The following is a 14543-nucleotide window of genomic DNA, read 5'->3' on the forward strand; positions in this document are numbered from 1 at the left end:
TTGCTTTTTGTGGACTTTTTGGAACACCCACATCAGTACTTATTTTTCCTTTCCAACAAGGAAATCCTGCACGCTGGTTACTGCATTTGCGCCATCTGCAACGGCTGTAACTATCTGGCGAAGCCTCTTTTTCCTGGAGTCACCTGCTACAAATATGCCAGGTGCTGAAGTTCTGCCATCCTCACCTGCGATAATGTAGCCGCCTTCGTCACATTCAACAATATCAGCAAAAAGATCTGTTGAAGGATGTATACCTATGGCAATGAAAATACCATCAACATCTACATCTTTCATCTCTTTTGACTTAACATTCTCAACCTTTAAATGAGTAACCTTGTCCTCACCCTTGATCTCTTTTACAACGCTGTCCCAGATAACTTCTACATTATCAAGTCCAAAGAGCTCATCCTGAAGGATCTTAGTTGCTCTAAGCTCATCTCTTCTGTGGATGAGATATACTTTTTTACTAAATCTTGCAAGGAAAATAGCATCCTCTACAGCTACATCACCGCCGCCGTTAACAGCTGTAACCTTGTCACGGTAAAATGCTCCGTCACATGTAGCGCAGTAAGAAACGCCCTTTCCGATATACTCTTCCTCACCCGGAACACCAAGCTTTGAATGATGTGCTCCTGATGCAATGATAACTGTATGAGTCTCGTACTCGCCGTTATCAGTCTTTACTTTGTAAATAGGAGCCTTATCATCTGAGCCCTTGTCTACGCATTCAATTCCTGTAACTGTTCCGTCAACGAACTCAGCTCCAAGCTTATCAGCGTGCTCTCTGAACTTCATTCCGAGGTCAAAACCATTCACACCCGGAATTCCAAGGTAGTTATCAACTTCATATGTGTCTATGATCTGTCCTCCGCTCACGGGATTTTTTTCTATAATGATCATATTCAAACCTGCTCTTTTTGCATAAACTGCAGCAGATAAACCAGCAGGGCCAGAACCAATAATTACTAAATCGTACATAGAATACCTCCTATTCATAAATACATTTGATTGTGTACAATTTAATTGTAACATCTTTTTGTTTTTTGTAAAGTACTTTTTTTAAATCCATCCGCCATCAATTGTTATTATCTGTCCCGTCATATAAGAAGGCGCCTCAGAAACCATTAAAACAAGCTCCGCAACTTCCCCGGCCTGCCCCATTCTCCCCATGGGGATCTCATTTTCAAGCTCTTCCAGATCTTCACTGGTAAGATGCCTTCTGTTCATATCTGTATCGATGACGCCGCAGGATATGGCATTAACCTGAATATTGCTGGGCGCTAGCTCTTTTGCAAGGGCCTTGGTAAAAGAATTCACACCGCCCTTAGACGCAGAGTAAGCCACCTCACATGATGCCCCGACACTTCCCCATACTGACGTAATATTGATGATCCTTCCACAATGTTTTTTTACCATGAGAGGCACAGCAAATTTGGAAGTATTAAACAGCCCATCCAGATTGGTCTCCATAAGTCTCTTCCAATCCTCTTTCTCCATATCTGTCAAAAGACCTATCCATGCAATCCCGGCGTTATTTACCACTATATCAATGTCCTTTATCTGTGAAAAGAGCTCTTTTACCTCTTCATAGCTTCCCACATCGCATTTAAATACGTGGCAGGTGGCGCCGTACTTCTCTGTTAGCTCATCCCCAAGGCGTCTTAACTCATCTATGCTATTTATGCAGGTCAGAAACAGCTCATCTTTTTTACTGGCGAAAGAAATAGCGATTTCTCTGCCAATTCCCCTTGAAGCACCTGTTATCAATACTTTTCTGTTCATAATCAAAACCCTTTCAAAAACATGGTTACATTATATATTACATTCTCACATGAAAAAAGCATATAAAAACGCATTTCAGCGCTTTTATATGCTCTATAGGTTCAAAATATCAGCAGCGTTTAAGTGCATCCAAAACAGCTTCTTCGATAAAAGGTTTGGAAACAAACTCAACTGCACCTATTTTCAGTGCTTCCATCATTTTTTCTTTTTGCCCTGCTGCGGTTATCATCACAACCTTCGCATCAGGGTTATTTCTTTTTATAAGTTTAAGGGCATCAATGCCGTCCATAACAGGCATTGTTATATCCATAGTCACAATATCCGGACGGAGCTTAACATACTGATCAAAGCCCTCCTGACCATTAACTGCTTCACCAACTATCTTATATCCAGCTCTTTCAAGTATATCTGATAAAAATCTTCTGGAAGTTCTTGAGTCATCTACTATCAAAACACTTTTCATTTAATTCGCCTCCAAAGCTTAAGTTTATGATCAAACAATCCTGACAGTTAACTTTATCTCGCCGCCGCTGATATAAACCGGCATTACTACAATACCTTCATAGTCTATACCCTGAAAAGCCACAGAAAAATCCGGTGGATTCAGTTCAAGCTTCACCTCTTTTTTGCTCTCCTCCGTGGCGTACAAACCATTGATACAGTTTATAAGCTCACAGATTGCATCAAGGGCATCTTCCCTGGTTTCAATAAATTCTTCCTTGGTATAGGCAATTGCCATTTTCTTTATACTGTCATATTTTCCCGAGATAGCAAGCACCCCGCTTATATCCCCGTGAAAATGCTGATATCCTATTACTTCCTCTCTTACGGTATCGACAGTATACGTTTTCCCTATATAAACATGGGTATCTACAAGCCTGTACAGAGCTTTAATAGCCATGGAAAAGATACTCTTATAGGTTTCATTCCCTGTATGTAAAAAAAGCGGGACAATACTATCGATATTACCCGTCTTAAGCTCAACCATGTCTATGGCAGTAGCCCCGACGTATGTTTCATATTCTTTTTCAATTTCAGATATTTTCTCCATTGGGAGAATTCCAAGGTCAACCACGGCCTGAACAAATGCCATGTAACTATTTCCCTGGAGCTTTAGAAGCCGCTCAACCTGTGCATCAGTAAGATATCCCTTTTCTACGGCAATATCTCCGAAACGCATATCCATAGAAGCCTGAAGTGCATTGACCTGCTCAGCCTGAGCAATCGTCATCAGCTTTTCAGATACCGCTACCACACCAAGTTTAGCTCTATTAGATTCCTGTGCCTTAATGACCTGATCGAGCTGATTCTTTGTCATCAGTCCTCTCTCAACCATGAAAGCACCCATAAGTCTGTCTAACATCACACCACTCCTTATAAAAAAGGAAACGGACAATAGCCTACTATACTACTATTTTAGACTATTATCCGTTTATTAACAAGCTTATTATTGTTCTTCAGACTCTTTAAAATCTTCTGTGTTTCTTTTTTCGTTCATCTTGGCCATTGCCTGGTTAAGTGCTGCCTGAACTGCTGCATCTTCACTCATTGAAGCTGCAGACCCTGTCTGCTGAGGCTTAACGCCGGCCTTGCCTCTCATGATAGCTGCCTGCTGTGCTGCGATCTCGATGGCCATCATTCTGTCTTTTGGAAGGACAATGCCCTGTCCGTTTGGATTGATCCTGATACCTTCCTTGTCCTGTACAAACTTAAGGATATCCTGATATTTGAACACTGCCGCATTCCACTCTGTGCCAGTGAGCTTTTTGCTAAACTCAATGGCATCAGTATAAACAGGAAGGAACTGCTTATCATCCTTGGTCTTCATAACAAGGAATTTGAGCTTAGTGTCCTTACCCATCCTGATCCTGCCATCTTCCATGACTTCTGCAGGGCCTTCATGCTGCATAGGAATGATATAGTTAGCATTTCTGATAAGTGAAAGCATTCTCACTTCTTTTGCCTTTAATACATCAGCTCTTTTCTCGTATTGTACAGGCCAGCGAAGTTCCTCAAGGAAGTCGATCATAGCAAAGTTGAGCTCAGGGTTAACAGGTGAAGCATCCTTCTTTTCGCTGTTCCAGTCCATAGGAGAAACAACTATCTCATTTCTCTTAAATCTTGCCCTGTAAGCACCATTATCCACAATAAGATTCTCAATACCAATGTAGTAGAGATAATCAAAGAATCCACGCCTTACACTTGCAGGTGCTTCTTCATTTTCTACCTTTACTTTTCTGACAACCAGCTTTCTGTACTGGCCTTCAAACATGCCTCTTGCTTTTTCAGCGAGGTCTTCTTCAAAGTAAACATTGGCAAATCCGTGGTCGATGAAAGGATAGCCTGTTGATGTATCATAAAGAACATACAGCTCTTTTGAATCACGAAGTCTTCCAAGAATCTCGTTGTAAACCTTTCTGTGATTCTTCTCAAAGTCAGGAAGAGGCGCTGTCTTATTAAAGACTTCCATAGCTGTCAAAAGAAATAACAATTCCTGCCCTGAAAGATCAACCAGAGCATCAATTGAGATGTCAGGCTCATAAATAAGCTGACCAACCTCGCTCTTTCTCTCAGGAGACACTGTTTCCTCCATCTCATGAGTCTCAGCATCCTTTATGTTCACAGGGTTGAGCCTTGGAATAGTAGGCCATGTCAGCTCAGCGTGAGCCTTTCTGGCTGCCTCTATTTCTTTTTCCTTACTGGATAAAAGCTCCTGTTCCTTGGAAGCTTCATCATCAGCCCCGTTCTTTTTCCCACCAAATAAATCAAATAATCCCATTAAAACCTATCTCCTCTATACTTTATCATAATGAATAAAATTCTTTTGATGCCTTTGCAAGGTACTCAGGATCCTTTGCACCTGCTGACTCATAAGGTGAGTGCATAGCAAGCTGTGCAAGTCCTATGTCCACTGTATCTACTGCAACCTGAGTTGTAGAAATATTTCCCAGTGTTGAGCCTCCAACTGTATCAGAACGATTAGTAAATGTCTGATAAGGAACCTTTGCTTTTTCGCAAACATTCTTGAAGAATGCAGCAGAGAAAGCATCTGTAGTATATTTCTGATTAGCGTTGTATTTGATAACAATCCCCTTGTTCATTACAGGTCTGTTTACAGGATCAGCCTTCTCAACATGATTAGGATGAACTGCATGCGCGTTATCAGCAGAGACCATAAAGCTGTTTGCAAGTGCTGTGTAGTACTGCTCTGTAGTTCTTCCAAGGCACTCATTGATCCTTACAAGTGTAGCCTTTAAGAATGTTGAAGCAGCGCCCTGCTTGGTTCCGCTTCCAACTTCCTCGTTGTCAAATACACAGTGAACCGGCACATTCTCTTTTTCTTTTCCCTTAAGGAATCCGTCAAAAGAGCTATAAACACATTCCTGGTCATCAAGTCTTGAGCATGAAATGTACTCGTTGTTTGCTCCCCAGGTTGTCCATTTAACTCTGTTATACAGGAAAAGATCGTGACTTAAGATGTCTTCTTTCTTTACCCCTGCGCTCTTTGCAATAACATCAAAAAAGCTGTCCTTTGAAGCTTCATCTCCGAAAATAGGAAGCATATCTGTCTGCGCATTGTACTTGTAACCATCATTTGCCTCGCGGTTCATGTGGATAGCAAGTGAAGGAAGCATAACGAGATCTCTATCTACATCAACAAGTCTGCTCTCAATTCCTTTTTTACCCTTTACAAAAACTCTTCCTGCAACAGAAAGTGGTCTGTCAAACCATGGGGCACAGAGCATTCCGCCGTATCTTTCAACGTTGAGCTTAACGTATGCTCCTGCTGCTTCCATCTCAGGGTTCTCTTTGATTTTAAAAGAAGGAGAATCGCTGTGGCTTGCGATCATATAAAAGCCCTTGAAATCCTTCTTAGGAATTCTGAAAGAAATAATAGAAGAATCATTTCTTGTAACAAAGTATTTCCCCTTTGCCTTAAGGTTCCACTCTTCCTTCTCAGAGAGCTCTACATAACCGTTTTTTACAAGCTCTTTTTTCAGGTTATCAACAACATGAAAACAAGTCGGTGAAGCATCTATAAAATCAAGCATTTTATTTGTAATATCTGCCATTTCAAATACCTCTCAATTCATAATAATTTCATCAGAACAGTATACCACACAATTATAAATATGATATAGAAAAAAGAATGTTACAAGTGACATTATCAAGTTTAGAAATTCCAGATCATGCAAAAAAGAAACAGCACACCCCGTAAGGGTGTGCCGCATTATAAACAAATTGATATATTAGCTATTTATTTCAAACGAAGCAGCTCTGTGTATGCAAGAATAAGTGGTGCCACACCTTTTGCTTCATTTTCAACAACAGGCTCTGAGAAATAATACTCAAGCGAGCCATCTCTGTGCTGTGCTCCGCCAAGTCCTGCTACAAGACAGATTCCGCCAAGTCTTGGTGAACCATCTTCGTTACGTGAAAGATACTTGTTAACAATTCCGTCAAAGGCTTTGATAGCAATATCTTTGAAACGTTCAGGCAAATATCCAAGTCTCACGCCCTTCAAAAGTCCATAGGCAATAAGTGCTGTTCCTGAAGTCTCAAGATAATTTCTCTCATCGTCTACCTTGTCTACAACCTGATAAAACATCCCGCTTTCATCCTGGAAAGGAATAAGGCTGTCAGCCAGATTCTTGAGCATTGTCTGAAGGTAACGTTTCTCGTAGTACATAGACTCATCGATTGCTTCTGCTGTATCAACCAAAGCTACTGTGAACCATCCAAGAGCACGGAGCCAGAAGTTAGGACTGCATCCTGTTTCCTTATCAGCCCAGTACATTTCTCTGCTCTCATCATATCCATGATAATAGAGACCTGTCTTTTCATCCTTCATAAGAGCTTCAACATTTTTAAACTGCTTGAAAGAATCAAGGCAGCCCTGCATTTTGTTAAAACGCTTCTCATACTCCATATAGAAAGGCTGTGCCATGTACATGCCATCAAGCCATACCTGATAAGGATAGATATTCTTGTGCCAGAAGTTTCCTGCCTTAGTTCTTGGCATTGTATCAAGCTGCGCTCTTACAGTATCCATGGCTTTTCTATATTTTTCTTTGCCTGTAAGCTCGTATAATTTAAAGAGATTCTTGGATGGATTGATATTGTCAAGATTGTACTCTTCTGTACTGTAAGTCTTGATCTGACCATCCTCCTGAACGAACCAGCCAACAAATTTATCAGCAAAATCGAGATATTTCTTGTTTGAAGTCTGCTCGTAAAGTGATAAAACAGCTGTGATCATACATCCATCAATGTAGTTCCACTTATTTGGCTTTCCACTAAGGACATTTTCAATGTTCCAATATGGATGCTCAGCATCAGATTTCTCAAGGAGATAATCAACATATTCATTGAGCATCTCAAAGGTTTCTTCTCTTGTCATAAGAATCTCCATTTCTTTATAAACGCAATATGTAAGTGCTTACATTATAAATGATAACACATGCAAAACACAAGACAATTACTTGCTAACATATTGATTATATTGTCATGAAAAAAGACATAGCTCTGGAAGCATTTGTAATGGCTCCGTACGCCACCATTGACTGAACCTGAGAAAAACGCCTTGGCCTTAGAGCCGACGGTGAGGATGATGAGAACAGTAGTTAGATTCATACACCGTCGGATTCAGCATTGTAGCGTTTTTCTCAGAACCCGCCAATGGCAAGCACCTTCGGTGTGGCTGGGGATTATTGCCTCAGGCTTTGACTCCGAGAACAGTAGGGATGGCTACTTTCAAAGATGTATGTCTGCGTCTTTCAATGTAAAGAGAGCGAAGATTCTGTTTTGGAAATATAGCCTGATTTTTGAGATTACAACACCATTCGACAAGGATTTTGACGTGTGATTTTGGGTATATACGGCCTTATTTGAGGTTACCACACCATTATATAGAGATCATATGTCTAAAGTTCACTCATCCAATGGATGTGGCAATCCATTTTTTCTCATATATGCCCAATTACACTTCCTGAAAATTTAGCCGATGGATGTGGTAACTTAAAAAGTATAGCTATATACCCATTTCACTGTGACAATCCGAATGTAGGATAATCGCTTGATTTTAGCGCTTTTTATCCTACAGATTTGACCATTCTGATAATGGATTTTGCTCGTGAGTAGGATAAACGTTTGACTTTTACTCATTTTATCCCACAATTCTCATGGTTCTGACTGAGAATTGTGGGATAAAACAATTGATTTTTTCACGATTATCCTACTTTTTGGACAATTACAGTGCTCAGAAGGCTGAAAATGTGGGATAATCTCAAGAGAATTTCAGGTTTTATCCCACACATCTGAAAATCGGCTTGGATAGAGTGGGATAAGTATTACAAATCTTTCGCTTTTATCCTACATCTTCTCCTAGCTCTGGATTGTCACAGTGAAATAGATAAAGTGCTTAAATAATGTGCTTTTTATCTATGGATTTGGTCATCCGTTATTCAATATTCATTCCATAAAGCAAAACATGACCTAAGTAAAAGAAACATACTGATTAGGTCATGAATTCTGTAATAGCGAGGCAATATCATGACAAAAACTATGACCTAGACAAATGAAAAATGCTGTTTAGGTCATGAATGCTGTGATAACAAGGCAATATCATGACAAAAATCATGACCTAGGCAAGTGAAAAATGCTAATTAGGTCATGTTTTTTGTAATAGCACGTTATCCGTGCAGGTTATAATAAATAAATTGTCACAGTAAAATGAGAATATAGCCCTACACATTATTGAAACTAGCCACTTCTACTGTTCTCGGAATTGGAACCCGAGGCACTTGTACCCAGCCACACCGTAGGTGCTTGCCATTGGCGGGTTCTGAGAAAAACGCTACAATGCTGAATCCGACGGTGTATGAATCTAACTACTGTTCCCATCATCCTCACCGTCGGCTCTTAAACTGAGGCGTTTTTCTCAGGTTCAGTCAATGGTGGCGACCGGTCCGCGATACCAACATTTCATTCTTTTTCATGATATTAAATTTCTCGATTTTCCTATACCCTTACTGTATGCGATTTAATATTTATAATAAAAAAGCCTTGTTTTCTCTCATAAATAATCATGAAAGAAAACAAGGCGTATTATTTCTGTGTCTTTATCGTTTTATGCGTATACGATCCAGATGAACAGATATCCGACAACTACTGCTGTAAGTGTGAATGGTACACCGATTCTCATGAAGTCACCAAAAGAAACTTCATAGCCCTCTTTACGGAGCATTCCAACACCTGCGATATTTGCAGAAGCGCCGATTGGAGTGAGGTTTCCGCCAAGTGTAGCACCAATGAGAAGTCCAAAGTATAAAAGAAGCGGATTAACTGACATTACGCCGGCAAGGCTGGCAAGTACCGGAAGCATTGTTGCTACGTATGGGATGTTATCAATAAATGCAGATATAGCTACGGATCCAAATACTATAAGAGTATATAATAGGAATACGTTATCCTTTCCTGCACCGGCAATGATGTGAGCCAGATCATCGATAAGGCCTACATTTGTAATACCAGCGATTACACAGAAAAGACCTGCAAGAAGAAGCATTGTGTCATAGTCGATAGCCTTAAGAGAATGCCACATGCTGTCAGTTCCCTTTGAAACAATGATTTCCCAAACAATGTTGATGATTCCCCATACCATACAAATGATACCGTTTGTAAGCTCAGGCTTGTTAGGGAAGAATGAAGCAATAACAAGGAAAATAACGTGTCCAAGCATTGTAATTGTTGGGATATAATCTGTTACAACTGTGTGCTCGTCTGAATGAACTGGCTCTTTATCCTTGCGGAAAAGAATCATCATGATAGGTACAGTTGCAAGAGCACCCAGCTCAACTGCAAAAAAGATACCTGGTTTTCCCTGCATCCAGAAGAAGTCATTGAAGTCCATCTTAGCAGCGCCTGCAAGCATGATAGATGTTGTATCACCTACAAGTGTTGCAGCTCCCTGAAGGTTTGATGAAACCGCAATACAGATGATCATTGAAACCGGTGAAATCTTAAGTTTCTTACAAATAGCAAGTCCAACAGGAGCAACCATAAGAAGTGTTGCCACATTGTCGATAAATGCAGATATGATACCGGAAAACAGAGACATCAGGATTGTTACCCACATTACATTAGGGGCAAGATCAAGAAGTTTATCTGCAATAAGATTAGGCATTTTGGACTCTATGAAGTAATCAACAATTACCATAGTACCAAATAGCATAAGAAGAATGTTCCAGTCAATCGCAGCAAATACCTGAGTATAAGGAAGAATTCCTGTTACTACAAAGATAATTGCAGTTGCAATTGCAATCTTCGCACGATGCTTTTTAAATATTATTAAAAGAACATACATGAGAATAAAAAGAATAATAGCTAGTGTTTTCATAATAATCTCCCTTCATTGATAAGTAAAAACAGCTGTAAAGGCCTTGTCAGCAGACATAAAAATAGACCTTTACCATAGCAAGCAGCTATGATAAAAGTCTTGCTGTCAGTTCAAATCGCTACGCGAAAATGTAACCTTATGCCAGATTCGGATGCTCTCGCATCGTCCTGACGGATCTGGCTGCCAACAAAACATCGGCCAGCTACTCCCTCTTACCAATTAACTGTATTTAGTTTACGAGACTTAGCGTGCAAAGTCAAACAAAAAACTCCTCGCAGAGGTAATTCTGTTTACTTTATATATTATCCGCATATAACAGGTATTTAATCTCAGGCATTTTTAAGGATATATGCGTATTCTTACGCATTCATTTTCTTTGGTCACATTCCTGCAAAGCTTTTCAAAGCTACTGAAATATTTCTCCATACCCAGCTTAAGATCTGAAGAATTGTAAAAAATAATGTTCCATTCATCGGAAACATCTGTCAGCACATCATACAATGCATCAAGATTTTCTCCGTAATATTCAGGAAGAGGCAGCTCTCTTTCTAACACCTTATGGAATTCTTCTTTGCTTTCTATTCCGGATAAATCAATATAGAAGACCTTTTCCATAACAAAACCTCATAATTCATTAGCAGAATTTTTTCTCACCATTCAATTTAATAGATGCCGCACATAGCCTCATGTCATTCAGTTCATAAAGCTACCAAATACAAAGATTTCATGGTTCATACAAAAGTTCAAACGTCTCGTAGTGATCTTCTGTGTAATAAATATATCCGTCATCAGAATAAACTATGCGTTTAGCCCCACGACTCTTTTTCCCAAGAGTATCTATATCACACTCATGATACTCAGTATCTTCGGGAAGATTTCCTTCGTAGTTTCCAAAGTAGTCTCCACCGATGCACTTCCCCGGAGCATAGCTTTCTAAAGAGCCACCGCTCCAGCCAAGCTTTTTGGCCTCTTTCTTGGTAATGTAATTGGATGGAAGTTTATCGTAAGTCACAATATAAAGAGCTACTTCATCCTTGCTGTCATAGATTCCGTATTCATCAATTAAAGCCTTCGATGAATCTTCATCTGCAGAAACCACATCATAACTGTCTGTTGTCTCTGCCCCTGAAGACGAATCATAACTATCTGATGCAACCTCTGCTGCTACAGCTCCTGATTCCGCAATAACAGCAGAATCAGGCGCCAAAGCTTCATTTTCTGAAGAAGCAGTATCTTCACTTATCTCAGACTTTCCACATCCAAAAAGTGTGAGCATAACAAATAATAATGCAGTTACAATTATTTGCCCATTAATCCGTTTCATTTAATGCTCCAAATAAATGATTGGTTCTTACCAACAGATTATTTCAGTGATCACTCGTACTTCACATTATCAAGTTCACTGCTCTCAACGCCATAGAATTCAGGTTCTTTGTCAACGCTTCCGCTGATAGCAACATTTTTTAATACCAGTGACTTAACATTCTTGGCATAAATACTTCTGCCGCTCATCTCGTCGAAGTTGTCCATCATTACAGGGCGCTCAGGAACACGCTCTGATTCAGGAAGGAATGAAGCTGTGATGTTCTCAAATCTAAGCTCGCCAATAGGTCTCTCAGGAAGTCCAACTGCGCAGAGTACACATGCAGAAACGCCTTCGCACTTAATATTTCTGCCGGTGATAGAACCGATTACAGGTGTCATTTCATCAACAGGTGCCGGATTCTGATTCTGAACATAATCGCTGTGTCCATCAGGATCGCAGAAATAGAACATGTTTACAGTAAATGGCATATGTACACCATTCATATCAATATTTTCAAAAAGAATGTCATCAAGAACTGATCTCTCACCGCGGCCTCTTCTGGTCTTTATGCGAAGTCCTCTGTCTGTTCCGTCAAAAATACACTGTGAAACGCGAACATTCTTAACACCGCCTGCTGCCTCGGAGCCTACTGTCACACTGCCGTGGCCCCTCTCAAACTTGCAGTTTCTGATAATGCAATTATCTGTCTCTTTATGATGCTCAAGACTCATGTAATACTTACCGCTCTTGATCGCCATGCAGTCATCACCAACAGAGATAACTGTTCCAAGAACAAGTGTGTTGTTGCAGCTCTCTGGGTCAAGGCCGTCAGTATTAGGTGAATCTGATGGATTATGGATATAGAGATTCAAAAATGAAATATTATCGCAATAATATGGGTGAACTGTCCATGAAGGTGAATTCTGAACTGTAATGTTCTGAACTCTCACATTCTTACATCTGCAAAGATAAAGAGTGTTTGGTCTCCATGCACCTCTTTTTACCTTAGGATTAACCCACCAGTCTGAATTCTGGGCATTTCCATCAAGGACGCCGGGACCGATGATATCAAGATTTTCCGCATCAATTGCTGTAATAAGGGACGCGAAGCTAGTAAGCGGATTGCCCTCCCAGCTTGAAAGATTGTATTCATCTTTTTCATCTGTAGTAAAAGTCATTCCCGGAAGAATAGGGTAATGATCTCTTTCAGTATCTCCCAGAAGAACAGCGCCCTCGCCAAGCCAGAAGGTCATGTTACTCTTGAGGAAAAGAGCTGTTGTCAAATATGTACCCTTTGGAAGATAAACAGTTCCATCTACAGGACATGAGCAAATAGCTGCCTGAAGTGCCGCTGTATCTACAGTCTTTCCATCTCCCTTTGCGCCAAACTTGGTGACATCAAGTAAAACTGACTCATGCTTTGTTGTAAAGCTCTTTTCAACCTTCTCGCCATCGAATACGACAGCAATCTTATATTCTCTGTCAGGTAAAAGACCTGAAACAGAAACCACATTTCTGTCAGAATCAAGTGCCTTCTCACCATCGATAAATAATTCAAAGCTCTTTTCCTGCTTAAAAATAGCATCGGAAACAAGCTCAATAGTCACGCTTCTGTTAAATACTTCTACAATTGTAAAATCCATACCCTACTCCTATATTCCTTAATTTCAGTCATCTATCCAAGTGGCTATCATATCCGCTGTTTCAGCAATCTGCTCTGTATTGGATATCTCGGGAGTTCCATCCCCGCTCTGAATCCCATAACATCCAAAATATGAGTGGATTCCACCAGCAATGATATATTCCTCAGAATCTTTCGGCCAATGTGCCTTACTATTCTCGTAAGCATCAGCCTTTATAACTCCGTCATTTTCCCCGTAAATGGACAAAAGTCTTATATCTTTATCTGAAAAATCCGCATTAGGATATGACGCACAAAGGATAATACCTGCATACTCATCTATTTTATCTTCAAGATACAAAGATGCTGCGACTCCGCCTAAGGAGTGCCCTGCAATGTACCAGTCAAGATTTTTGACCGAATCCACATCAGCCGTATATTTGGCAGTGATCTTTTCCACAGCATTTATCCTCAAAAAAGCAAGGTTCTCCGGCATTCTCGGCAAAATACAAATATATCCGCGACTTGCAATCTCATACATAAGGCCGCTATATGCCTTGTATTCCACTTTGCCTCCAGGATAAAAAACTATGACTGCCTTGGGCACAGATGTTTCCGGAAGAAATACCGTTCCGTTCTCATCCGAATATGAATTAACGCTTGCTTCAAGCCTTGTCTCTATAGCAGTTATGGTTTCCATATCAGCTTTATAATAACCTTGTGTATAAATCTTGAATCCGATCACCGCGACGATTATCACAGCAATAATAGCTAATACGACCCATTTCGCAATTTTCTTAAACTTTTTCATTCCTAACCCTTCAATTACTACTCATAGACTTATCTATAATTTCAACAAGTCCCATTGCACTGGTAAAATCAAACTTCTTGTTGGACTCTTCATGGATCACAGTTCCCTGCCATGTAGCATTCTGTCTGAACTTAACCTGAACGAAAAATGTCCCCAGGCTTCCCCTCTTATTCTGAACATTCTTGACTCCTGACGCAGCCTGAACCTTATCGATAACAAGATTGTCAGGATCACCATTCATCTCTTCATGGTCCCTTGTTTTATTGAATTCTCTTTTTTCAAGGCTCCTCTGAGGAAAATCCCACTCATCATAAAGATCATCCATGAGCATCAGCATGTCGCTAACTCCGTTAAACTCAATGGAATCATCAGAATATTGGTGCCACAATAAACCAATATAATCTCCGCTTTCTTTTTTTTCAATGCAAATACATATCACATTTCTTGCAAATAGCATCTGTTTTGCTTCACTCATAGAATAAAAACCCCCTAAAATAAATAAAATACCTCAATTTAACTCTATAAGCTTTTTTGCTCCAAGTCAAATAAACTATCATTATTGTAAAAATAAATCTTCACGGCAAAAGAGCTATCGACCAACTGTCTGATCGATAGCTCCTTTATC

The 14543-nt window shown here is 40.0% G+C and carries 13 protein-coding genes; all 13 read right to left on the minus strand.

All coding sequences use genetic code 11. The features are described 5' to 3' along the window. Nucleotides 1-39: 39 nt before the first annotated feature. The 13 genes from trxB to C4S54_RS05540 all read right to left on the minus strand — a co-directional run bounded on the left by trxB (nt 40) and on the right by C4S54_RS05540 (nt 14393). Nucleotides 40-978, minus strand: coding sequence for a thioredoxin-disulfide reductase (gene trxB / locus C4S54_RS05475; RefSeq protein ID WP_103868630.1), 939 nt, complete (start codon nt 976-978; stop codon nt 40-42). An 81-nt stretch (nt 979-1059) separates the two neighbouring features. Further along, nucleotides 1060-1782 (minus strand): elongation factor P 5-aminopentanone reductase, encoded by a 723-nt coding sequence (gene ymfI / locus C4S54_RS05480; protein ID WP_103868631.1) that lies wholly within the window; start codon nt 1780-1782, stop codon nt 1060-1062. 109 nt (nt 1783-1891) lie between these two features. Continuing rightward, a complete protein-coding gene (locus C4S54_RS05485; RefSeq protein WP_022773774.1) occupies nt 1892-2245 on the minus strand; it encodes a response regulator in 354 nt (117 codons plus the stop codon). A 30-nt stretch (nt 2246-2275) separates the two neighbouring features. Next, nucleotides 2276-3145 carry a chemotaxis protein CheX gene (locus tag C4S54_RS05490; RefSeq protein WP_103868632.1) on the minus strand — a complete coding sequence of 290 codons (870 nt, stop codon included), beginning with the start codon at nt 3143-3145 and terminating at the stop codon, nt 2276-2278. Between the two features lie 84 nt (nt 3146-3229). Next, nucleotides 3230-4561: an SseB family protein gene (locus C4S54_RS05495; RefSeq protein WP_103868633.1), complete on the minus strand. Its 1332-nt coding sequence runs from the start codon at nt 4559-4561 to the stop codon at nt 3230-3232. Between the two features lie 25 nt (nt 4562-4586). Then, nucleotides 4587-5855: a M18 family aminopeptidase gene (locus tag C4S54_RS05500; protein ID WP_103868634.1), complete on the minus strand. Its 1269-nt coding sequence runs from the start codon at nt 5853-5855 to the stop codon at nt 4587-4589. A 185-nt stretch (nt 5856-6040) separates the two neighbouring features. Beyond that, nucleotides 6041-7183 (minus strand): glycoside hydrolase family 88/105 protein, encoded by a 1143-nt coding sequence (locus C4S54_RS05505; RefSeq protein ID WP_103868635.1) that lies wholly within the window; start codon nt 7181-7183, stop codon nt 6041-6043. Between the two features lie 1728 nt (nt 7184-8911). Next, nucleotides 8912-10180: an SLC13 family permease gene (locus C4S54_RS05515; RefSeq protein WP_200821042.1), complete on the minus strand. Its 1269-nt coding sequence runs from the start codon at nt 10178-10180 to the stop codon at nt 8912-8914. A gap of 339 nt (nt 10181-10519) precedes the next feature. Next, complete coding sequence (locus C4S54_RS05520) at nt 10520-10795, minus strand: barstar family protein (protein WP_103868638.1); 276 nt, start codon at nt 10793-10795, stop codon at nt 10520-10522. A gap of 109 nt (nt 10796-10904) precedes the next feature. After that, a complete protein-coding gene (locus C4S54_RS05525; protein WP_242973747.1) occupies nt 10905-11504 on the minus strand; it encodes a ribonuclease domain-containing protein in 600 nt (199 codons plus the stop codon). Nucleotides 11505-11554: 50 nt separating this feature from the next. Continuing rightward, nucleotides 11555-13129 carry a glycoside hydrolase family 28 protein gene (locus C4S54_RS05530; protein ID WP_103868639.1) on the minus strand — a complete coding sequence of 525 codons (1575 nt, stop codon included), beginning with the start codon at nt 13127-13129 and terminating at the stop codon, nt 11555-11557. Nucleotides 13130-13153: 24 nt separating this feature from the next. Next, a complete protein-coding gene (locus C4S54_RS05535; RefSeq protein ID WP_103868640.1) occupies nt 13154-13918 on the minus strand; it encodes an alpha/beta hydrolase in 765 nt (254 codons plus the stop codon). 10 nt (nt 13919-13928) lie between these two features. Continuing rightward, complete coding sequence (locus C4S54_RS05540) at nt 13929-14393, minus strand: hypothetical protein (protein ID WP_103868641.1); 465 nt, start codon at nt 14391-14393, stop codon at nt 13929-13931. Nucleotides 14394-14543 lie beyond the last annotated feature (150 nt).

This window comes from Butyrivibrio sp. Su6, from assembly GCF_900108105.1.
Taxonomy (GTDB): Bacteria; Bacillota; Clostridia; order Lachnospirales; family Lachnospiraceae; genus Butyrivibrio.

Bases quoted from the DNA above. Each gene is read 5' to 3' on its own strand.
- C4S54_RS05530 (WP_103868639.1), bottom strand. From the start codon at position 13,129: ATGGATTTTACAATTGTAGAAGTATTTAACAGAAGCGTGACTATTGAG.
- C4S54_RS05500 (WP_103868634.1), bottom strand. From the start codon at position 5,855: ATGGCAGATATTACAAATAAAATGCTTGATTTTATAGATGCTTCACCG.
- trxB (WP_103868630.1), bottom strand. From the start codon at position 978: ATGTACGATTTAGTAATTATTGGTTCTGGCCCTGCTGGTTTATCTGCT.
- ymfI (WP_103868631.1), bottom strand. From the start codon at position 1,782: ATGAACAGAAAAGTATTGATAACAGGTGCTTCAAGGGGAATTGGCAGA.
- C4S54_RS05535 (WP_103868640.1), bottom strand. From the start codon at position 13,918: ATGAAAAAGTTTAAGAAAATTGCGAAATGGGTCGTATTAGCTATTATT.
- C4S54_RS05515 (WP_200821042.1), bottom strand. From the start codon at position 10,180: ATGAAAACACTAGCTATTATTCTTTTTATTCTCATGTATGTTCTTTTA.
- C4S54_RS05505 (WP_103868635.1), bottom strand. From the start codon at position 7,183: ATGACAAGAGAAGAAACCTTTGAGATGCTCAATGAATATGTTGATTAT.
- C4S54_RS05525 (WP_242973747.1), bottom strand. From the start codon at position 11,504: ATGAAACGGATTAATGGGCAAATAATTGTAACTGCATTATTATTTGTT.
- C4S54_RS05495 (WP_103868633.1), bottom strand. From the start codon at position 4,561: ATGGGATTATTTGATTTATTTGGTGGGAAAAAGAACGGGGCTGATGAT.
- C4S54_RS05520 (WP_103868638.1), bottom strand. From the start codon at position 10,795: ATGGAAAAGGTCTTCTATATTGATTTATCCGGAATAGAAAGCAAAGAA.
- C4S54_RS05490 (WP_103868632.1), bottom strand. From the start codon at position 3,145: ATGTTAGACAGACTTATGGGTGCTTTCATGGTTGAGAGAGGACTGATG.
- C4S54_RS05540 (WP_103868641.1), bottom strand. From the start codon at position 14,393: ATGAGTGAAGCAAAACAGATGCTATTTGCAAGAAATGTGATATGTATT.
- C4S54_RS05485 (WP_022773774.1), bottom strand. From the start codon at position 2,245: ATGAAAAGTGTTTTGATAGTAGATGACTCAAGAACTTCCAGAAGATTT.